Origin of the sequence: Pseudomonas agronomica (assembly GCF_025917275.1) — a bacterium.
Lineage (GTDB): Bacteria > Pseudomonadota > Gammaproteobacteria > Pseudomonadales > Pseudomonadaceae > Aquipseudomonas > Aquipseudomonas agronomica.
In genome coordinates, this window is sequence record NZ_JAOSHO010000008.1 from 1 (window position 1) to 19,490 (window position 19,490).

Genomic DNA, 19,490 nt, shown 5'->3' on the forward strand with positions numbered 1-19,490 from the left:
TACAAGCACTGCCCCCAACAATAAACGAGGCGCGTACGCCGTCCCCGAAGGGATCGTTCGCGCTCATAAAAAGGAGCACGCCATGCCCCGTTTCATCGACATCCGCTGGAGCCGTTCACCAGTCGGTCCCTTGCTCGGCCTGGGCCTGATCGGCGCGCCGATGGCCCACGCCGATTTCATCGCCGACAGCAAGGCCAGCCTGGAAGCCCGCAACTTTTATTTCAACCGCGATTTCAGGCAAGAAGGCGCCCGGGACAAGGCCGAGGAGTGGGCGCAGGGCTTCCTGCTGCGCATGGAGTCGGGGTACACCGCCGGCACCGTGGGGTTCGGTCTGGACGCCTTGGCGATGGCCGGTTTCAAACTGGACTCCGGCGGTGGCACGGCGGGCACGAACCTGCTGCCGGCGGATTTGTCCGGCGGCTCCCAGGACCGCTACGGTGAAGTCGACCTGACCGCGAAGATGCGCATGTCCAATAGCACCCTGAAAGTCGGCACCTTACAAATCAAGGATCCGATGGTGAATTCCAACGATACGCGCCTGCTGCCGAGCACCTTCAAGGGCGGGCTGTTGAACGTGCAGGAAATCGACCGCTTGAAACTCACCGCCGGACAGCTCACCCAGATCAATCTTGTCGATTCCACCGACTACCAGGACATGACCGCCAACCGCATTGGCGGCACCAGTGACAAGTTCCAGTTCACCGGCGCCGACTACCAGTTCCTGCCCAACCTCACGGCGCAATACCGCTACGGCAAGCTGGAGGATATCTATCAGCAGAACTACCTGGGTTTCGTCCATACCCTGGACCTGGGCGCCGGCCAGTCATTGAAGAGTGACGCGCGTTATTCCCGCAGCACCGAGGACGGCAGCTTCCGCAAGATCGACAACCAGGCATTCGGCGCGCTGTTCACCTACAGCCTGGGCGGCCATGCACTCGGCTTGGGTTATCAGCGCATGAGCGGCGACGATCCGTTTCCCTACATCTCCCGCAGCGATCCGTACCTGGTCAACTTCGTGCAGATCGGCGACTTCGCCAACATCGACGAACGCTCGTGGCAAGCTCGCTACGACTACAACTTTGCCGCCCTCGGTGTGCCGGGCCTGACCTTCATGACTCGCTACATCAGCGGCGATAACGTGCAGCGCGCCGCGCCGGGGGAGGGTGAGGAATGGGAGCGCAACACCGACATCGCCTACGTGATCCAGGACGGCACTTTCAAGGGGCTGGGATTCAAGTGGCGCAATGCGACGGTGCGCTCGAACTTCGGCAATGACCTGGATGAGAACCGGCTAATCGTCAGCTATACGATGGCGTTGTGGTGACGGCCCGCCTGGACTGTCAGGCCTTGACCCAGCGCTGACGGCTCCAACTGCTCAACGTATCGACGGTGAAGACCAGCAGCAACATCGCCAGGATCACCGTGCTGCCTTGGGCTTCCTGGAACAGGCTGAGGCTGACGTAGAGCATCTGGCCCAGGCCGCCGGCGCCGACGAACCCCAGCACGCTGGCCATGCGGATGTTGTTTTCCCAGCGGTACAAGGTGTAGGCCAGCAGTTGCGGCATCAGGTTGGGCAGCGTGCCGTAGCAAAACGCCCACAGCGCGCTGCCGCCTTGCAGGCGAATGGCGTCGGCGGGTTGTGGCGGGGTGTTTTCCAGCGCTTCGGCAAACAGCCGGCCGAGCACGCCGACGGTGTGCAAGGCCAACGCCAGTGTCCCGGCGTTGGGGCCGAGCCCGGCGGCAAAGACCATCAATGCAGCCCAGACCAGCTCTGGCACCGCGCGCAAGGCATTCAGGATCAGCCGAGAGGCGCTTCGCAAAGGCCAGCCAAGTCGCCCGGCGGCCGGCAGCGCCAACACCAGGCCCAGTACCGCCGCGAGCAGCGTGCCGAGGGCGGACATGGCGATGGTTTCCAGCATGCCGTGACCGATCGCTTTCAGATAGGCAGGGCTCAGGTCGGGCGTGAGAAAACGCTGCGCATAAGCGCTCATTTGCTTGAGGTTCGAGTGGTCACCGAGCGCGGCCAGGTCGATACCCAGATAGACAAACGAGGCAACTACCGCCGCGCCGAGGCCCAGCAGCAAAAGCACGTTGAGCAGGCGATTCATGCCAGCCTCCAGCGCAACAGGCGGCTGAGCTGGTCGGCGAGCAGCACCAGCACCAGGAAGGTCAGCAACAGGCTGGCGACTTCACCGCCCGCGAACATGCGCAACGAGAGGTCCATCTGCTGGCCGAGGCCGCCGGCACCGACGAAGCCCATCACCACCGAGGCGCGAATGGCGCATTCCCAGCGGTACACGGTGTACGACAGCAGTTCGGCCACGACATTGGGCAAGATCCCGTAGCAGAACGCTGCGAGCCGACCGCTGCCGGCTTGCATCAGCGCGTGTGCCGGACGCTGGTCGACCGACTCGAAGATTTCCGCATAGACCTTGCCCAGCATCCCGCTGTAAGTAATGGCGATGGCCAATACCCCGGCGGTAGGGCCAAGACCGACGGCCCGGACGAAGAGCAAGGCCCAGACGATCTCCGGCACGCTGCGCAGGAAAATGAGCAGGCCACGGACCGGCCAACGCAGCCACTGGCCCCAAAGGCCGGGCCTGCCGGCGCGGTAGGCGGCCGACAATGACAACGCACGACTGGCGAGCAGGCTCGCGGGAACCGCCAACAGCAGCGCCAGGGCCATGCCGGCCGTGGCAATCGCAATGGTCTGCAACGTGGCCTGCAGCAGCAGCTCGATGAACGCTTCGTCATGGGCCGGCGGCCAGAATGCCGCGACGAACCGACCCATTTCGCTCTGGCTGTCGCTGGCCAGCAATACGCGCAGGTCCAACTCGCTGAAATGAATGCCCGGCCACAGCAGGGCGACGGCCAAAAGGCCGAGGAGCAGGCGAGGGCGGGCAGCAGGGTCCCGGACGTCGTGCTTCAGCATCGCGGAATCTGCACGCTCGAAGGGGGAGGAGGGTTCGAGATGGATGCCAGTTGCTCGTTGGCATAAAGCGCGTCAAGCCGCTTGCGGTCGACGGCTTCAGTGGGCAAATCGAAAAGGATCTGGCCGTCACGCAGGCCGATGATCCGCGAGAAATGCGCCAGCGCCAGTTCCACGGCGTGCAGGCTGGTGACCAGGGTCACGGCGTGTTCCCGGGCATGCTGGCAGAGCACCGAAAGGGTGTGTTCGGCCAGGACCGGGTCCATCGCCGACACCGGTTCATCCGCCAGCAACACCTCGGGCGCTTGGTACAGCACCCGCGCGATGCCGACGCGTTGCAGTTGGCCACCGGATAGCTGCTGGCATTGGGCGAACAACTTGTCGCCCAGGTCCAAGCGCGCCAGCGCTGCCCGCGCCCCCGGAATGTCCAGTGGATGCAGCAGGTTGAGCAGGCTCTTGCCCATGCCCCATTGGCCAAGTTTGCCGGCCAACACCGCCGTGACCACCCGTTGGCGCGGCGGCAGTGGCGGCGCTTGATGAATCAGGCCAATGCGTGCGCGCAGGCGTTGACGCTGGCGGGCCGACAGGTGCCAGACACGCTCGCCCAACACCTGCACCTCACCGTTACCCGGCCGCAGGGCCGTCGCCAGGACATTGAGCAGGCTGGACTTGCCAGCGCCGGACGGGCCGATGATGGCGACCTGTTCACCCGCCTCGATGTGCAAGTCCATGCCCCGCAACGCGTGAGCGCCGTTGGCGTGAATGACGCTGGCCTGGGTCAAGCGCAATGTCATTTCAGCAGATCGGCGGCGCGAGCGGCTTCTTCGATGCCCTTGTAGTTCTCGGGCTTGGTTTCGATGAAGCGGCTGGCGGCTTGCAGGTCGAGGATTTCCTTGTCTTCCGGATTCGCCGGGTCGAGCGCCAGGAACGCTGCCTTGAGCTTGGCCGCGAGCGCTGGGTCGAGGGTGCCGCGCACGGTCCAGTTGTAGTCGAAGTACGCCGGGGTGGTGGCGAATACCTTGACCTTGCTGGTATCGACCTTGCCGGCGGCCACCAGTTTTTCCCAGACGCTGGCGTTGAGCACGCCGGCATCGACCTTGCCCGCCTGGACCCAGGCGGCGGTCGCGTCATGGGCGCCCGAGTAGCCGACGCGGCTGAAGTAGGTTTCCGGCTTGATGCCGTCCTGGAGCATGAAATAGCGCGGCATCAGGCTGCCCGAGGTGGATGAGATCGAGCCGAAGGCGAAGCTCTTGCCCTTGAGGTCGGCCAGGGACTTCACGGCCGGGTCGGCGGTGATGAACTTGCTGGTGAACTGGGCGTCCTGCTCACGCTGGACCAGGGGGATGGCGTTGCCGGTCTTCAGGCGGGCCTGCACGAAGGTGAAACCGCCCAGCCAGGCCAGGTCGATCCGGTCGGTGGCGAGCGCTTCGACCACGGCCGGGTAATCGCTCACCGGGACGAACTCGACTTTCATGCCGGTCTGCCGTTCCAGGTAAGCCCCCAGCGGCTTGAACTTGCGCAGCAGTTCGGTTGGCGCCTCGTCAGGGATTGCGCTGACTTTCAAGGTGTCGGCGGCCTGCGCCAGGACGGCGCAACAGGACAGGGTGAAACCGACGGCCAACGCCAGGGTACGCTTGAGCATGGAAATCTCCGGTGCATGGAAGCAAGACTATTCAAGCACCCGGCATTCTTGCCGGGCGCGTTGTGAGGGTAGACGAGTGGGGCGATTTTGATCGTTTCCGGTGATCAGGTAAATCTTTATAGTCGCTTGCCCCCATCCTCTTTCTGGAGCATCCACGACATGCTCAGCGCCGAGCTGAAGTCTTTCCATATGGTCGCCCGCCTGGCCAGCGTCACCCAGGCGGCCAAGAAACTGGGGCTGAGCCAGCCAACGGTGACCACGCAGATTCGCAATCTGGAGGCCCAGTATGGCGTCGAACTATTCTTTCGCGGCGGTCGCCGGCTGACGCTCAGCGACGAAGGTGCGCAGCTGCTGCCGATGGTGCAGAAGCTGTTGCAGCAGGAAGCCGACATCGAGTTTTTCCTGCGCAACAGCGGCCAGGTGCAAGGCACGCTGCGAATCGGCGCCACGGCTCCGTATTACGTGCTCGATATCATCAAGGGCTTTCGCGAGCAATTTCCCCAATGCGAAGTGACCCTGGAAATCGGCAACTCACTGCAGGTCATCGAGGCGCTGGAAGAGTACCGCGTGGACCTGGCCGCGTCCTCGCAACGGGTGGAAGATTCCCGCCTGACCCGATTGGTATTGGGCCACGACCCTCTCGTCGTGGCGGTGCACCGCAGCCATCCGCTGGCGGGCCATGATCGTGTGGTGCCCAGCGCGTTGGCCGGGCACTGCCTGCTGATGCGTGAAAAGGGTTCGACCACCCGCGCGCTCACCATTGCGCTGTTACACGAGGCCGGCGTGGTGACCGGGCCGCTGCTGGAGATCGGCAGCCGCGAGTCCATTCGTGAAGCGGTCCTGCGCAACATCGGCATCAGCGTCATCGCCCGTCATGAGGTACCGGAGAACCCGCAGCTCAAGGTGGTGGAGCTGGAGGGCGCGCCATTGATCGCCGAGTACCTCTATTGCCTGAAGGAGCGCCGCCAGGCTCGGCTGCCTTCGGCGTTCCTTGGCCTGGCACGGGAAACGGCCGAGTCCTGAGCCGGCTACGCAAATTTGCCGATGGCACTATCGGCAGCTTTTAGCCAACTGCAATCAAGCCTTCGTACTGCCTGCCTACCATGACCCTCGTCGAGCTGACCGCTCATCGAGGTAACGTCATGACCAGAACACACTCCGTAGACATGCAGATACGCGACATCCATAAAAGCTTCGGTGCCTTCAAGGCACTGGATGGGGTATCGCTGGACATTGCCGCCGGTGAGCTGGTGTGCCTGCTCGGGCCGTCCGGCTGCGGCAAGACCACATTGCTGCGCTGCATCGCCGGCCTGGAACGGCAGGATCACGGCACCCTCATGATCGGCGCGCGGGATGTCTCCAGCCTGGCGCCGCAAGCGCGGGACTACGGCATCCTGTTCCAGTCCTACGCGCTGTTTCCCAACCTCACGGTGGAGCAGAACGTCGGTTACGGGTTGGCGGGTAATAGCCGCGAGACCATTCGTGGCCGGGTCAATGAGATGCTTGATCTCGTCGGGCTGTGTGGCAGCGAGAAAAAGTACCCCGGCCAGCTTTCCGGCGGCCAGCAGCAACGGGTCGCCCTGGCCCGTGCCTTGGCCCCGGCGCCCTCGCTGTTGCTGCTCGACGAACCGATGTCGGCCCTCGATGCGCGGGTGCGTGAGCATTTGTGCACCGAGCTGCGCGGGCTGCAAAAGCGCCTGGGCATCACCACGTTGATGGTCACTCACAACCAGGACGAGGCGATGCTGATGGCCGATCGCATCGCGGTGATCAACCAAGGGCGCGTCGAACAATTTGCCAGCGCGCAACAGATCTACCGCGCGCCGGCGACGGCTTTCGTCGCCGATTTCATCGGCCAGGGCAACTGGCTGCCCTTCGAGCGCGGCCAGGATGGGCAGGTGCGGGTTGGCGAACTGAACCTCACCCTGGGCGGCAATGATATTGGACCGCGCGGACGCCTGTTCTGCCGTCCGGAAGCGGTCCGGGTCAATCCGACCACTCCGGAACACAACCTGTTCGATGCGCAACTGCGGGAGCTGACTTTCCTCGGCAATCGCTGCCGGCTGAGCTTCGAACTCGATGCGCTGCCAGGCCATGGTTTGTTGGCTGAGCTGGAGCCGCACGCCATGCCGCCATTGACCGGCGCCCACCTGAAAGTCGCGCTGCCGCCCCAGTGCCTGCAGGTGTTCGCTTGATATGGACGTCACGATGACCCTCAAGCCCACCGTGTTCCAGCCACGCCAGTTGGCCGGTGATTTTGCCGATCGCCTGTTCATTCGCGGCGGTCAATGGTTGCTGCTCATTTTGCTGGTCGTGGCGGTCCTGCTACCGCTGCTCGCCATGTTGTGGCGTGCCGTCAGCGGTGATGCGAGCCAGGGCGGGGGCGTGCACGCCGCACTGACATTGTTTGCCAGCGCGAACTTTCGCTGGTTGCTGGGCAACAGCCTGACGGCTTCTCTGACCGTGGCGATGATCGTCGTGCCGCTGGCCTACGCCTTCGCTTATGCGTTGCAGCGCACCTGCATCATCGCCAAGCCGCTATGGCGGGGCATTTCGCTGTTGCCGCTGCTGGCACCGTCCATGCTGCCGGGAATCGCTCTTATCTACCTGTTCGGCAACCAGGGGCTGCTGCGCGGCTTCATGACGGACAACATCTATGGCTTCTGGGGCATCGTCCTCGGGCAGGCGATCTACACGTTTCCCCACGCATTGATGGTGCTGATGTCGGCGCTGGCCCTGGCGGACGCCCGGCTGTTCGATGCGGCCTCAAGCATGGGCGCCTCGCCTTGGCGGGCATTTCGCAGCATTACCTGGCCCGGTAGCCGGCAGGGTGTGTTTGCCGCGTTCTGCCTGGTGTTTACCCTGTGCATCACCGATTTCGGCGTGCCGGTCACGGTGGGCGGTGACTATCAGGTGCTGGCGCTGGAAGCCTACAAGGCCGTCGTTGGGCAACAGCAATTCGGGCGCGGGGCGTTGATCGGCCTGATTTTGCTGGTGCCGGCCTTGCTCAGTTTTGCGGTGGACGTGTGGCTGCGCCGCAGTCAACGCGACGCCATGGGCGGCCGCGCCCAGGTCTATCACCCTCGGCCAGCGGCCGGGCGGGACGCGGCTTTCCTGGGCGTGACGGCAATGGTCTGCTGCGTGTTGCTCGGGGTATTCGGCATGGCGGTGTACGCATCGCTGGTCCAGTTCTGGCCCTACGATTTGTCCTTGTCGCTGGACAACTACGGCTTTTCCGATTTGCCCGGCGGCTGGCTGGCCTATCGCAACAGCCTGGTGCTGGCCACGTGCAGCGCGTTATTCGGCAGCCTACTGATCTTCACCGGTGCCTACCTGATCGAGAAAACCCGCCAGAGCGCACTGACCCGAATCCTGCGGCTGCTCAGTTTCGTGCCCATGGCGGTCCCCGGCCTGGTCCTGGGCCTTGGCTATGTTTTCTTTTTCAATCTGCCGGGCAATCCGCTCGGCAATCTGTACGGCAGCCTGGCGCTGTTGGTGGTGTGCACCGTCGCTCACTTCCTGACGACCGCGCACATGACGGCCAGCGCGGCCCTGCGCCAGCTCGACGACGAATTCGAGGCTGCCGCGCTGGCGCTCAAAGTGCCGTTGGCGCGGCATTTCCTGCGGGTCACGCTACCCATGTGCCTGCCGGCCTTGCTCGACATCATCCGCTATTTGTTCGTCTCGGCGATGACCACGGTCTCGGCGGCGATTTTCCTGTACAGCCCGGACAGCGTGCTGGCCGCGGTGGCGGTCCTGAACATGGACGACGCCGGCAACGTAGGAGGGGCCGCCGCGATGTCGACCTTGATCCTGCTGACCTCGGCCAGTGTCTCGCTGCTGCTTGCGACGTTCTCGCGGCGCCTGCTGCGTCGCTCCCAGGCCTGGCGTCAGCCGGCGCCGGGTCTTTGAAAACCTCTTGGAGATTCTGATGCACTACCAGACGCCAACCCGCCTGCAAGCCGCCATCCTCGATTGGGCGGGCACCGTGGTGGACTTCGGTTCGTTCGCCCCGACGCGGATCTTCGTCGAAGCTTTCGCCAGTTTCGACATCGAGCTGAGCCTGGAGGAGGCTCGTGGCCCGATGGGCATGGGCAAGTGGGATCACATTCGCACCCTGTGCAATCAATCCGCCGTGGCCGAAAGATTTGTCCGCCGGTTCGGGCGCACGCCGAGCGACGACGACGTGACCGCGATCTACCAACGCTTCATGCCGCTGCAGATCGCCAAGGTCGCCGAGCACTCGGACCTGATCCCCGGCGCGCTGGAAAGCATCGCCGCACTGCGCCAGCGAGGCCTCAAGATTGGCAGCTGTTCCGGTTATCCCCGGCAAGTCATGGACAAGGTCGTCGAATTGGCCGCGACCAAAGGCTACAGCCCCGACCATCTGGTGGCCACCGACGACGTGCCCAAGGGCCGGCCAGGCCCGGCGCAGGCATTGGCCAACGTCATCGCCCTGGGCCTGGACGATGTGGCCGGCTGCGTGAAGGTCGATGACACCGAGCCCGGCATCCTTGAGGGCCGCAGGGCAGGGATGTGGACCGTGGCGCTGCGTTTTTCCGGCAATTTCCTTGGGCTTGACTGGGCACAATTCCAGGCTCTGCCAGCCCGGCAGTTGGCCGCCGAGCGTACGCGCATCGACGGACTGTTCGCCGCGAGCCGCCCGCATTACCTGATCGACACGATCGCCGAGTTGCCCGCCGTGATCGATGACATCAACGCGCGACTGGCCCGCGGCATGTTGCCGTCCCATACCTGAAAGCCCCACTGACCGATACGGAGCCGTACCATGACCAAACGCACTGCCTTGGCCGCCGGCCTGCTGGCCGCCTGTGCTTTTCAAGCCCAGGCGAATACCGAACTGACGGTTTACACGGCCCTCGAAGTCGAGCAGCTCAAGGCCTACAAACAAGCCTTTGAGCAGAAGAACCCAGACATCGAAATCAAATGGGTGCGCGATTCGACCGGCATCGTCACCGCCAAGCTGCTGGCTGAGAAGGATCGCCCACAAGCCGACGTGGTCTGGGGCCTTGCCGGTTCCAGCCTGGCCATCCTCAAACAGCAAGGCCTGCTGGACGCCTACAGCCCGGCGAACCTGGGCCAGATTGCAGCAAGCTACCGTGACGCCGACACGCCGCCGACCTGGGTGGGCATGGACGTCTGGGCCGCATCCATCTGTTTCAACACCGTAGAGGCGCAAAAGCTCGGGTTGCCGAAACCCACCCGTTGGGAAGACCTCGCCAACCCGGTGTACCAAGGCAAGATCGTGATGCCCAACCCCGCGTCGTCGGGCACCGGCTACCTGGATGTCAGCGCCTGGCTGCAGATATTCGGCGAAGCCAAGGGCTGGGCCTACATGGACAAGTTGCACGCCAACATCGGCCAATACACCCACTCCGGATCCAAGCCCTGCAAATTGGCGGCGTCCGGTGAGTTCCCCATCGGTATTTCGTTCGAATACCCGGCCATTCAGCTCAAGCGCAAGGGCGCGCCACTGGACATCGTGCTGCCCGCCGAAGGCCTGGGTTGGGAAATCGAAGCCACCGCCGTGATCAAGGGCACGCCACACCTGGAGGCGGCGAGGAAACTGGCCGATTTTTCCGCCAGTCGCGAGGCCATGGATCTGTACAAAGCCAACTTCGCCGTCCTGGCACAACCGGGCATCGCCGAGCGCTTGCCGGAGCTGCCGGCGGACTATGAGCAACGGCTGATTCGCAACGACTTCAACTGGGCGTCGCAGAACCGCGACAACATCCTGGCCGAGTGGCGCAAGCGTTACGACGGCAAGTCCGAGCCTGTCGCCCAGTAATTCGGCTGTTCCAAGGCCCGAGGTGTCGAGCGGGCCTCACCTGGTCATTGAAAATTCAAGGAGTCTTCATGTCTGAGCACGACTGCGACCTTCTGGTCGTCGGCGCTGGCATTCTCGGCCTGGCCCACGCCTGGGCCGGTGCCAAGCGCGGTCTCAAGGTCAAGGTGTTCGAGCGTAGCCATACACCGCTGGGTGCCTCGATTCGCAACTTCGGCCAAGCCCTGGTCGGCGGCCAGGCGCCAGGTGTCATGCTTGACCTGGCACGCCAGGCAAACGGTTTGTGGAAGACGTTGGGGCAGGCCGCCGGCTTGCACTTGCATCAGCAAGGCTCGTTGCTGTTCGCCCGGACGGAAGCCGAGGAGGCGTTGCTCGAAGCGTTCGTGAACGGGCGCGGCGCGGAGTTGGGTTATCGCACCGACCTGCTGCGCGGCGATGCGCTGGAGGCCCTGTATGACGGTCGTTTTGCCCATCATCGTGCCGCGTTGCTTGGCCTTGATGACCAACAGCTGTATTCCCGCGAGGCGCTACCGCAAATCGTCGATTATCTGGCCCGGACACTGGGCGTCGAGTTCCATTTCTCGACGCTGGTACGCGATGTCGAGACCCACCGTGCCGTCACCAGCGCCGGTCGGTTTACCGCCAGGCACATCGTCGTGTGCTCAGGCCATGACTACCAGACGCTGCTGGCCGAGCCACTCGCCGCGCTGCGACCGCAGGTGTGCGGCTTGCAAATGCTGCGCGTGCGCCCACGCCAGCCGCTGGCCCTGCGGCATGCGCTGCTGACAGGGCTGAGTTGTGTGCATTACGGTGCCTTTGCCGACCTGCCCGAAGCGGATGCCATCCGCGCGCAGATCCGCAGCCAGCAACCGGAACTGGAAGCCCATGGCATCCATTTGCTCATCAGCCCGACACCCTACGGTGACTTGATCATTGGCGATTCCCACGTCTACGGCAGCGATATCTCGCCGTTCAACGCCGAACAGGTGGACCGGATCCTGATTGACCTGGCCCAGGACACCTTGGGCGGCGAAGTCGACGTGCTGGAACGCTGGCAGGGCGTCTATGGCGCGCGTGGGCCGGGGCCGTTCAGCGTGGTTGAAGCTGCAGACGGCGTCACCGCGGTGGTGATGCATACCGGGCTGGGCATGAGCGTCGGCCTGGCGCTTGGCGAGCGTACCGTCACCGCACTGTTGGGCGAAGCCGGGCCGATCGTCCCGAGGCACAGCACCGCGGCTTGATCGGTGGACGCTCAAGGCGAGCGCCGGGGTGAGGGCTGAGGGAAGCGCAGGGCTGCCGGTATCTGAAGCAGCCGCCTGCTGGCGAGACCGGCGCCTTGCCGAGTAAGGCGCCGGTCCGTCGTATCAGAGCCAGTAACGCAGGCCGAGCATCACCGATTGGGCCTCGTACTCGGTGCTCACGTCGCCCTGGGGCAAGCGCTCGATGTCACCGAAGTGCGCCTCGCGGGTCTTCAGGCAGCGGTAATCCACCGACATGGACCAGTTCTCGGTGAACTCGTAACCCACGCCGGCACCCAGCTGATAAGCCGAGACCGTGTCGCGATGGGTGCCGCCGAATTCGACGCCGCCGGCCTCGAGGCCGCTGACTGTGAGGGTGGCATAGCCCAGGCCGCCACCGACGTAGGGGGTGAAACGATTGAAGGGGGCCGGCAGGTTCAAGACGTCGTACCAGAGGTTGGCCATTACCGTCGTGGCTTTTTCTTCGCCTTCGCCATCGATACTCCCGCCGCCTTCATAGACCCGATGATTGAACTGGGTCAGGGTGTTCTTGCGGTAGCTCACTTCCACCTCGGGCCTCAGCCCGACAGGGAAGCGCCAGCCCAAGGCCAGGCCCGTGGCATAGCCGGATTGGGTGGGTTGGTTGAATTCCATCTCGACGAAATCCAGGTTGTTCTGGGTCAGGTTCTGGTCGGCGACCCAGTTCACGCCTCCCATCAGGCTGGCATAGGGGCCCAGCGTGTCGGCGAAGCTGGACGCCGGGAAGATGCCCATGCCGATGATGCTCAGGGCCAGGTATTGAGAGTTTTTCAGTAGGTTCATGCTCGGTCCGAATGTGCCGTTATCAAAAAAGTTAGCGGTAGCGCGCGCGGGACATGGCGTCCCGAGCGGGTCATACCAGGTGCAGGTGCGTTTCAGCGTGATCGCCTTCGGGCGTGCGGGCGGCATCCGCTCGCAGCTCAGCCAACGCCTTCAAGTTGTTCAACGCCGTGGTCATCGCCACGGTCAATGCCTTGCGCATCAGCCCCCGGTACAGAAAGCTCAAGGGGCCGGAAATCTTCGCGCTATGGATCACCTGGGTTTCATTGGGCGAGAGCCTGCGCAGCCGATGATCGAATTCGAGGTTCATCCACAGCAGTTTCGCGCTGTTGCGATAGCTTTCTTGTGGCAGCACCGACTCCAGCTTCAAGGGCATTTCCAGGCCATTGTTCAGGACGCATTTGCCCTGCGTCCCGGGTTGGAACGGGCCATTGAGTTCACAGTGGCGGACGTCGGTGTCCCACAGTGGCGATTCTGCAAAGTTGCTCCATATTTTCCATATGATCGGCGGTGGTGATTTGACTATGACTTGTACGTAGACGTCGTTCATGGGTTTACCTCGGCTGTTGGGGGCACGGTCGTGCTCGAAACTGGGCATCGAGCCACGCTTCAGGCGGCAGGCGCGGCTTGGCTCAACACCTGCGCGGTGATATTCGCCTGGCCGATTTTTTCGCCCCGGTTGAACAGATCGATGTGGATACGGTTGGTCTTGAAGGACTGCAACTGCGCTTCCATGCCGGCTTGCGGTGCCAGCGAAAGCGGGCTGTTGCGGGGGATGGGCCGGTCCAGGCTGAAACTCAGGGCCAACAGGTTCATGGGGATATTGAGCGGAATCTGCAGATGGCCGTGGGCGATCTGCATGTAGCACTGGCGCGCGATTTCGAGGAAATACACCATCGAAAAATGCGCGGGGTCGCCCTCGTGGAAGAAGTGCCCCTCGGGCAGCTTGACGGTGTCGACGCTCAAGCCCTGGGCCGCCGAGCTCATTTCGCTGACGATCACGTTCTCTTCCCTGGCCTTGTGCAGGAACGCCTTGTTGCCACACCGGCGGGCGGTAAATTCGCCGGGCGGTGCGGTTTCGAAGGCCGAGTTGTAGGCCATTCCCAGCACGCACGTGCACATCAATTTCCCACCCTGCATGACCTTCGCCTGGAAGACATGGGCGTCCTGGTCTTGCTCCAGGTGCAGGTCGATGATGCCTTCCTTCTGCACGTATTGCTGGAACTTGATCCCCAGCGTCTTGACGTAGGCGACGCGACCGTTGAGCGGGGGCATGGCCTGCTCGATCAATTGCATCACGCCCTCAAGCAGGAGAATACCGGGCACATGATCCAGCGGGTGGTCGAAGAAATAAGGGTGCGCCTCATCCACCAGCAATTGTGCGCGCAGCGAACGCGGGGCCCGTTGAACGTGAGCGATCACGGTGTTTTCGGGACGGCGAGGCCATTGCGTCGGCTGCTGGGTCGCCGGCCCCTGGTGCAAGGCGAAGAGCCCTTCCATGGCGCGGACGCGAACGCGCAACACGGCCAGGACCGTGCTCGTCAGCATGTCGCTGAGTTGCAGGACGTCGACGCCGTCGTGCTGTGGTTCACGGACGAGTTGGGCAGGGCGCGCAGGCGCGACGAGCGGTTGCAACGCGCGCGGCGCCTGATGAGCGAAACGCAGGGTGAACGGGTGCTTGAGGGGAGGGGCGAGCTCGGCCGGCACCGGTTTCCAGTCCCGGAGTTTTTCGGTGAACAGCCACATGACCGGTTTGCCGCCTTCGCGAACCTCGATCACTGTGTGCGCCGATGCCTTCAACATCACTGCCAGCAAGGTCTCGATGCCGCTGGCTTCCGCCAGGAAGCCGGTCATTTCTCGCAGCGGTCCATTGGACCGGAGCGTTTCCGGTTGCAGTTCGCAGACCTCGACGTGCGCATATTGGTCGCGCGTTTTGCCTGCCAACCGGCACGCTTCGTCCAAGGACTTCGCAGCATGGGCGAGGACGGCCGCACGAATCACCAGCAGCGGCGTATCGCTGGAATCAGACTGATAGGGACGCAGGGCGACCACGCCGAGGCCTTCACCTTGTTCCGTCGCACTGCGCAGGGCGCGATCGATTTCGATTTCGCCGCTGATAAACCGCCCGGCGCCGAGCAGCAGGGTGGAAATGCCTTGCTTGAACCATTGCCGGGAAGCCAATAGCGTCTGCCAGAACAGACCTGGAGTACCGGCCAGCGTCTGGTGGAATCCCTTGAAGTCGAAAATCTGCGCCGGATAACCGGAGAGCATGTTCGGCAGCATGGTCGCCACGTCCGTCACCTCCACGCCTGGCGGTGTGCCTTGGCTTCGGGCGTAGAACTGCTGGGCGCTGCTGTAGGCATTGCTGAACCGTTCGCCGCCCATGTTGCAGCACATCACCATGGCGGTGTCGGCGGAGCCCGCCACGCCCGGCAGGCGTCGCAGCAGGTGGTTCACCCGATCGGTAACCAGCAGTTTGAACGGGTCGACATGGGCGAGGGGCTTGGGGCCCATGCCGAAACCTGCGATGTCGATGAGCTGGTCCTGGGCGAGGAATTTCCCGGACAACGGCCGAGTCAGGTCGCCGCTGTAGTCGACGAAGCGGCCGTAAGGAAACAATACGGCGGGCGCGGGTGGCTGATCGAGCTGTTGTTGGAACGACTGCAATGAATCACAACCGCTGAAGGCGGCTTCCGCCTCGACAACGGCGAGGTCGAGTGTCAACACGCCCGGGACTGCCTGGGCGGCGGGCGCGTGCCCGTCGCCGATGTATTCATCCACCACCAGGTGCGCGTTGGCGCCGCCAAAGCCGAAACTGGAGATTCCGATCCGGATCGCCGATTGGCGATCCGCCAGGGACTGCGGTTGCCGTGTGGCAAGTTGCAGGCAGGTTTCGTCGACTTTCGTGCTGGGACGGTAGTCGGGTTGGGGAGGGACGCGCCTGTGGCGCAGGATCATCAGCGCCTTGGCGAGCGAGGCACCTCCGGCCGCGGCCAGCGGATGGCCGATGACGGACTTGATCGAGCCGATGGTCAACTTTTCGCCGGTGTTGCGATGGGCGGCGAAGAAGCTGTCCAGGGAGGCCAACTCGGTGGCGTCACCCAACGGGGTGCCGGTGCCGTGGGTCTCGATATAGTCGACGCTGCCTGGGTCCAGGTCGCTATAGGCGCGCTCATAGGCGCAATATTGAGCCTGTTTGCCCGGCGCGAACACCGAGCCTTCGGCGCCGTCGGCGGACAAGCCCAGCGCCCGCAGGACCCCCAGCGGCTGCCGCCGGGCGGCCAATGCCTGGGAAACTGGCTCGACCAGGAAAGCCGCTGCACATTCTCCGGGCACGATGCCGTCGGCGTCCTGACCGAACGCCTGCATGCTGGCCCGGGCGGAAAATGCTGTCAGTTGCGAGAAGCCAAGGAACAGCGCGGGCGGCAGGACCGTGTTCAAGGCCATCACGATCGCGTTATCCGCCTGGCCGCTGCTGAGCAACGCCTTGGCCATGTCGATCGCATAGGGGAAGGAACTGCAGGCGGTATCCACCGACAACACCGGCCCGCCCAAGGCGAAAGCGCTGGCCAGTGCGGCCACTTGTTCACCCGGGGTGAACCCGACAGGCGCGGTGGCGCTGTTCGCGGTGCCTGTCGCGAAATAACTTTCGTCGCACCATGACGTGGCGACCACCAGTGCCGTGCGCTTGGTATCCAGCACCGAGCCTTGGGCCGCCAGTTGAGCGAGCAGCGTGCGTAGGACTTTCTTGCCGATCGCCACCTGCCGGCCATCGTGACGCGAGGGAATCGATGCATCGTCGGTCAGGCAAAAGGCACTGTCCATGTAGGTGCGGTCCTTCTCGCCAGCCTTGGCCGAAAATATCGCGCTTTTATCCAGCTCCCAACGTGCCGGCATGGCCTGGATGGATGCTATCTCGCCTTGGAGGAGCACATCCCACAGGGCATCCGTCGAAGGCGCTCCCGGGAATTCGCCAGCCATCGCGCTGAAGCACAAGTCACCCTCTGTCGTTACCGCGCCACTCATTGCTATCTCCTGATTCAATAAAGCTGGGTGACCTGTCGGCCACCCGGTTTCCATTCCATGTGTTGGCAGCGCCTGCCAGCGGGCTTCAGCCCATTCTCTCCAGGAGCGACAGCGCGTCCTGTGGCGTGCGGCGCGACATCAGCGCTTCGCCGGCGAACTCACTGTCGGGGCACCGTTGGGCCATCGATTGGCAAAGCGCCTCCCGATCAAAACCGTTGAGCCCCAACTGGGCAAAGGGCGTCTCGACATCCACTGCCGATGGCGCGTCCGCGACCAGTGGCGAAAGGGCGCCGAGCAACACCTCGCCGATCTGCGTCGATGCGTCTGCGGTGCGGGTTGCAGGCTCATCGGCAGTGCTGTGTGGCGCGTCATTGGCAAGGGTGTCTTCGATGAGCGCAATGGTTTGCTGCGCACATTTGGCGTTGGCCAACTCGCTGCTCCGAGCCTTGAGCTGTGGCCACAGCGCGACCACCGACTCGAGGAAATCCAGTTGCACCAGAGAATCCATTCCCAGGCTTTCATAGCTTTGCTGGTGATCGAGCTGATCGACCGTGAAACCGGTGATGCCGGCCAGTTGATCAAGGACCCAGGCCTGGACGTCCATTGCCGGTGCCTGGGGGTTGGCCTCTAGCCTGGCGAGCAAGGCCGTCGGTGTCGGCGCATCGAAAAGCTGCGAAGTGAGGTCTTTCTTTTCCGGGAAGTGCTGGGCCAACGACTCGAAGATATCGACCAGCCCTAGCGAGTCGATGCCCAGGCTCTCAAAGCTCTGGTCGAAATCGATCTGCTCGCTTTTGAAGCCCGTGACCGTGCTTATTTCCGCACGCAGCCATTGCGCGAAGGTGAGTGCAGGCAGCTGTTCGGCGACCGGCGCCGCGGCCAGCACCGATGGCTGCGAGATAACCGGCTCAAGCGCCGCGACGTCGTCCTGGACAGGCGCTTGGACACCGTGGGCGTAGACGCCCTCAAGCACCTGTTGATGAGCGTTGAAGTAGTGCGCGGTGACGGTTTCGGCCTGCTCCAGCAGGCGCATCAGGATGGATTCCTTCGCAATGTTGGATTCGCAAAGGGAATCAATGATTTTTTCAGACAGTGAAAAATAGCTGTGGGCTATCTTCCCGTTGGACACGATGAACTCCTGCACGACGTCGTTGAGCTGCAAGCGCATAAGGTTCTCCTTAACCATAAGTGAGTAGGTTCTATTCAGTCATCAAGGCATGGCCCAGGGCTGGGCCATGAGCATCAGCAGGGCAGATCGGCAGTCACGACTTGAAGTGGGAGCTCCACCGCATCGATTTCGCAAAAGGCTGTCTTCCCGGCGCCCTTGAGCAACCCGGACCTCACGCTCAGGTAAGTCATCAGCGTTATCGCATCGGCGCCCTGGAAGGCGATGTAGCCATCGGGCCGGATCAGCATCAACGTGCCTTCCTTGGCGTGATAACGCTTGTGCAGGCGCCAGTCAGGGTCCAGCAGGGTGGATTGCTCCGCCGGCAACCCGACGCTGCTCAGGGCATCGACCACGCAGTACGCCTTGATCGCCGGGTAGTCGCGCTCCACCGAGCCGGCCAGCGAGTAATGACTTGGCAACAGCGGCGAAAATTGATCCGCCGCGCTGAAAATCAGCAGCGTGAAGGTGCCCTGGAACAGATCGATCAGGCGTTTGGGCGGCATCCCTTGGTGTTGCCACAGCTCGACATCGGGTGCCAGTTGTCCCGAGCGAGGGGCGGGGGCCTGATACGGGGTTTTCCTGCCTTTCCTGCCCCAGCTCTTGCGCTGCTTTTTGGTCAGCGATTCCTGGATGTATTCGCTCTTGCCATAGTGGTATTGATGGCCGGAAATCATTGACGGCAGCTTGCGCTGGATCTTCTGGCGGTTGCTCAACAACGGCAGGACATTGTCACGCAACCAGACCAGGGCGCGATGCCTGACAGTAATCAGCCCGGTGAGGCGATGCGCGGTGTTTTCCACTTCGAGGGCAACCGGGTAGCGTTCGTCGTTGTAGCTTTCCAACAGCGACGGATCGGCGAGGCCCTGATCAACATAGGCCATTTTCCACGCCAGGTTATAAGCTTCGGAAATGCCCAGGTTCATCCATTGGCCACCGATCGGGCTGCCGATGTGCGCGGAGTCGCCCACCAGGAAGATCGAGCCTTGCTGCAGCGATTGCACTCGGCGATGTTGGAACGAGGCGATGGTGGTCGAGGAGATATTGGACAGGGTCATCTTCTGTCCACGCCCCTCGCACAATCGCTGGAAATTCTCCAGGGTGAGGGGCGGCCGCTCGCCTTCCGGCGGCAGGTTGTAGGGCATCTCGATAAAGAGGCGATAACGGGACTGGTCGCTGATCGGCGCGACCGCGACATACCCATCCTGCGCGCCAAGGAAAAACGCGCCTTCATCCTTGCTGCCTGACCACTCGATGTCGGCGTCGGCCAGCATGAAGAAGCGGTCGTAGGAGGAACCCTCGAACGTCATGTCCAGGCGTTTTCGGATGTTGCTGCGGGCGCCGTCACAGGCGACCGCCCAGCGACTGGTGAAGCGTTCTTCGGTGCCGTCGGCATGACGCAGTGCCATGTGCACGGCGCCTGGCTGGTTTTCGATATCGACCAGTTCAGTGTTCCATTCGACATCCGCACCGAGCAGGTTCAGACGCTCCAGCAGGATCTTTTCAGTCTGCGGCTGCGGCAAGCTGAGGAGCAGGGGATAGGTGGCGTCCAGGTAGGAAAAGTTGTAGTTCAGCACCCGTTTTGCATTGGACTGGACCGAAAACTGGTTGATGGTAAAACCGTCGGCCAGCGCCTGCTCGGCAATGCCGAGGTCGCGGAAGATTTCCAGGGTCCTGGAATGAATCGCCATCGCCTTGGTCGCGGTCGAGGGGCCGGCGTTTTTTTCAATGATGCGAAACGCCACGCCCCATTGCTTCAACATGATTGCCAGCGACAGACCAATGGGGCCGGCACCGACGATCATCACCGTCGCAGCGTTGCCCGGCTGTTTGAAATGCTTGGGGGCCGAAGTGCTCAGAGTGTTCAT

16 protein-coding genes are annotated in these 19,490 nt (G+C 63.1%); 7 read left to right on the forward strand and 9 right to left on the reverse strand.

Features of this window, described 5'->3' with window-relative positions:
• Nucleotides 1-82: 82 nt before the first annotated feature.
• The gene (locus OC610_RS01560) at nucleotides 83-1,324 is read left to right on the forward strand and encodes an OprD family porin (RefSeq protein WP_269807870.1); all 1,242 of its coding nucleotides are present in this window, start codon (nucleotides 83-85) and stop codon (nucleotides 1,322-1,324) included.
• Between the two features lie 16 nt (nucleotides 1,325-1,340).
• On the opposite strand, the gene phnE is transcribed toward OC610_RS01560, so the two are convergent.
• From phnE to OC610_RS01580, 4 genes are read right to left on the reverse strand one after another with little or no spacing between them, the layout of a single operon-like run.
• On the reverse strand, nucleotides 1,341-2,108 hold the full coding sequence (phnE, locus tag OC610_RS01565) for a phosphonate ABC transporter, permease protein PhnE (protein WP_264426218.1): 768 nt from the start codon (nucleotides 2,106-2,108) through the stop codon (nucleotides 1,341-1,343).
• Nucleotides 2,105-2,932, reverse strand: coding sequence for a PhnE/PtxC family ABC transporter permease (locus tag OC610_RS01570; protein ID WP_030138865.1), 828 nt, complete (start codon nucleotides 2,930-2,932; stop codon nucleotides 2,105-2,107). Before OC610_RS01570 ends, phnE begins: the two co-directional genes overlap by 4 nt.
• Nucleotides 2,926-3,723, reverse strand: coding sequence for a phosphonate ABC transporter ATP-binding protein (locus OC610_RS01575; RefSeq protein WP_264426219.1), 798 nt, complete (start codon nucleotides 3,721-3,723; stop codon nucleotides 2,926-2,928). The genes OC610_RS01570 and OC610_RS01575 overlap by 7 nt, the downstream gene beginning before the upstream one ends.
• Nucleotides 3,720-4,571, reverse strand: coding sequence for a putative selenate ABC transporter substrate-binding protein (locus OC610_RS01580; protein WP_264426220.1), 852 nt, complete (start codon nucleotides 4,569-4,571; stop codon nucleotides 3,720-3,722). The genes OC610_RS01575 and OC610_RS01580 overlap by 4 nt, the downstream gene beginning before the upstream one ends.
• 159 nt (nucleotides 4,572-4,730) lie before the next feature.
• Between OC610_RS01580 and OC610_RS01585 the strand changes: the two genes are divergently transcribed.
• The 6 genes from OC610_RS01585 to OC610_RS01610 all read left to right on the forward strand — a co-directional run bounded on the left by OC610_RS01585 (nucleotide 4,731) and on the right by OC610_RS01610 (nucleotide 11,618).
• Nucleotides 4,731-5,594, forward strand: coding sequence for a LysR family transcriptional regulator (locus tag OC610_RS01585; protein WP_264426221.1), 864 nt, complete (start codon nucleotides 4,731-4,733; stop codon nucleotides 5,592-5,594).
• Nucleotides 5,595-5,737: 143 nt separating this feature from the next.
• Entirely contained in the window at nucleotides 5,738-6,766 is a 1,029-nt protein-coding gene (locus OC610_RS01590) for a putative 2-aminoethylphosphonate ABC transporter ATP-binding protein (protein ID WP_408636517.1), read from the forward strand.
• 13 nt (nucleotides 6,767-6,779) lie between these two features.
• The gene (locus OC610_RS01595) at nucleotides 6,780-8,483 is read left to right on the forward strand and encodes a putative 2-aminoethylphosphonate ABC transporter permease subunit (protein ID WP_264426223.1); all 1,704 of its coding nucleotides are present in this window, start codon (nucleotides 6,780-6,782) and stop codon (nucleotides 8,481-8,483) included.
• Between the two features lie 19 nt (nucleotides 8,484-8,502).
• Nucleotides 8,503-9,330, forward strand: a complete 828-nt coding sequence (gene phnX, locus OC610_RS01600) for a phosphonoacetaldehyde hydrolase (protein WP_264426224.1) — start codon at nucleotides 8,503-8,505, stop codon at nucleotides 9,328-9,330.
• Nucleotides 9,331-9,360: 30 nt separating this feature from the next.
• Nucleotides 9,361-10,380: a putative 2-aminoethylphosphonate ABC transporter substrate-binding protein gene (locus OC610_RS01605; protein WP_264426225.1), complete on the forward strand. Its 1,020-nt coding sequence runs from the start codon at nucleotides 9,361-9,363 to the stop codon at nucleotides 10,378-10,380.
• Between the two features lie 68 nt (nucleotides 10,381-10,448).
• Entirely contained in the window at nucleotides 10,449-11,618 is a 1,170-nt protein-coding gene (locus OC610_RS01610; protein WP_264426226.1) for a TIGR03364 family FAD-dependent oxidoreductase, read from the forward strand.
• A 123-nt stretch (nucleotides 11,619-11,741) separates the two neighbouring features.
• Here OC610_RS01610 and OC610_RS01615 read toward each other — a convergent pair whose 3' ends face one another.
• From OC610_RS01615 to OC610_RS01635, 5 genes are all read right to left on the reverse strand, one after another.
• On the reverse strand, nucleotides 11,742-12,437 hold the full coding sequence (locus OC610_RS01615; protein WP_264426227.1) for an outer membrane protein: 696 nt from the start codon (nucleotides 12,435-12,437) through the stop codon (nucleotides 11,742-11,744).
• A gap of 70 nt (nucleotides 12,438-12,507) precedes the next feature.
• Nucleotides 12,508-12,984, reverse strand: a complete 477-nt coding sequence (locus tag OC610_RS01620) for an SRPBCC family protein (RefSeq protein WP_264426228.1) — start codon at nucleotides 12,982-12,984, stop codon at nucleotides 12,508-12,510.
• 59 nt (nucleotides 12,985-13,043) lie between these two features.
• Nucleotides 13,044-16,460 (reverse strand): polyketide synthase family protein, encoded by a 3,417-nt coding sequence (locus tag OC610_RS01625; RefSeq protein ID WP_264426229.1) that lies wholly within the window; start codon nucleotides 16,458-16,460, stop codon nucleotides 13,044-13,046.
• Between the two features lie 85 nt (nucleotides 16,461-16,545).
• Nucleotides 16,546-17,625 (reverse strand): acyl carrier protein, encoded by a 1,080-nt coding sequence (locus OC610_RS01630; RefSeq protein WP_264426230.1) that lies wholly within the window; start codon nucleotides 17,623-17,625, stop codon nucleotides 16,546-16,548.
• A 74-nt stretch (nucleotides 17,626-17,699) separates the two neighbouring features.
• Nucleotides 17,700-19,490, reverse strand: a complete 1,791-nt coding sequence (locus OC610_RS01635) for an FAD-dependent monooxygenase (RefSeq protein ID WP_264426231.1) — start codon at nucleotides 19,488-19,490, stop codon at nucleotides 17,700-17,702.

What these genes read in the sequence shown, in the direction of transcription:
- OC610_RS01585 (WP_264426221.1), top strand. Translation starts at nt 4,731, where the DNA reads ATGCTCAGCGCCGAGCTGAAGTCTTTCCATATGGTCGCCCGCCTGGCC.
- OC610_RS01595 (WP_264426223.1), top strand. Translation starts at nt 6,780, where the DNA reads ATGACCCTCAAGCCCACCGTGTTCCAGCCACGCCAGTTGGCCGGTGAT.
- OC610_RS01630 (WP_264426230.1), bottom strand. Translation starts at nt 17,625, where the DNA reads ATGCGCTTGCAGCTCAACGACGTCGTGCAGGAGTTCATCGTGTCCAAC.
- phnE (WP_264426218.1), bottom strand. Translation starts at nt 2,108, where the DNA reads ATGAATCGCCTGCTCAACGTGCTTTTGCTGCTGGGCCTCGGCGCGGCG.
- OC610_RS01615 (WP_264426227.1), bottom strand. Translation starts at nt 12,437, where the DNA reads ATGAACCTACTGAAAAACTCTCAATACCTGGCCCTGAGCATCATCGGC.
- OC610_RS01635 (WP_264426231.1), bottom strand. Translation starts at nt 19,490, where the DNA reads ATGAACACTCTGAGCACTTCGGCCCCCAAGCATTTCAAACAGCCGGGC.
- OC610_RS01560 (WP_269807870.1), top strand. Translation starts at nt 83, where the DNA reads ATGCCCCGTTTCATCGACATCCGCTGGAGCCGTTCACCAGTCGGTCCC.
- OC610_RS01610 (WP_264426226.1), top strand. Translation starts at nt 10,449, where the DNA reads ATGTCTGAGCACGACTGCGACCTTCTGGTCGTCGGCGCTGGCATTCTC.
- OC610_RS01575 (WP_264426219.1), bottom strand. Translation starts at nt 3,723, where the DNA reads ATGACATTGCGCTTGACCCAGGCCAGCGTCATTCACGCCAACGGCGCT.
- OC610_RS01620 (WP_264426228.1), bottom strand. Translation starts at nt 12,984, where the DNA reads ATGAACGACGTCTACGTACAAGTCATAGTCAAATCACCACCGCCGATC.
- OC610_RS01570 (WP_030138865.1), bottom strand. Translation starts at nt 2,932, where the DNA reads ATGCTGAAGCACGACGTCCGGGACCCTGCTGCCCGCCCTCGCCTGCTC.
- OC610_RS01625 (WP_264426229.1), bottom strand. Translation starts at nt 16,460, where the DNA reads ATGAGTGGCGCGGTAACGACAGAGGGTGACTTGTGCTTCAGCGCGATG.
- OC610_RS01590 (WP_408636517.1), top strand. Translation starts at nt 5,738, where the DNA reads ATGCAGATACGCGACATCCATAAAAGCTTCGGTGCCTTCAAGGCACTG.
- OC610_RS01580 (WP_264426220.1), bottom strand. Translation starts at nt 4,571, where the DNA reads ATGCTCAAGCGTACCCTGGCGTTGGCCGTCGGTTTCACCCTGTCCTGT.
- phnX (WP_264426224.1), top strand. Translation starts at nt 8,503, where the DNA reads ATGCACTACCAGACGCCAACCCGCCTGCAAGCCGCCATCCTCGATTGG.
- OC610_RS01605 (WP_264426225.1), top strand. Translation starts at nt 9,361, where the DNA reads ATGACCAAACGCACTGCCTTGGCCGCCGGCCTGCTGGCCGCCTGTGCT.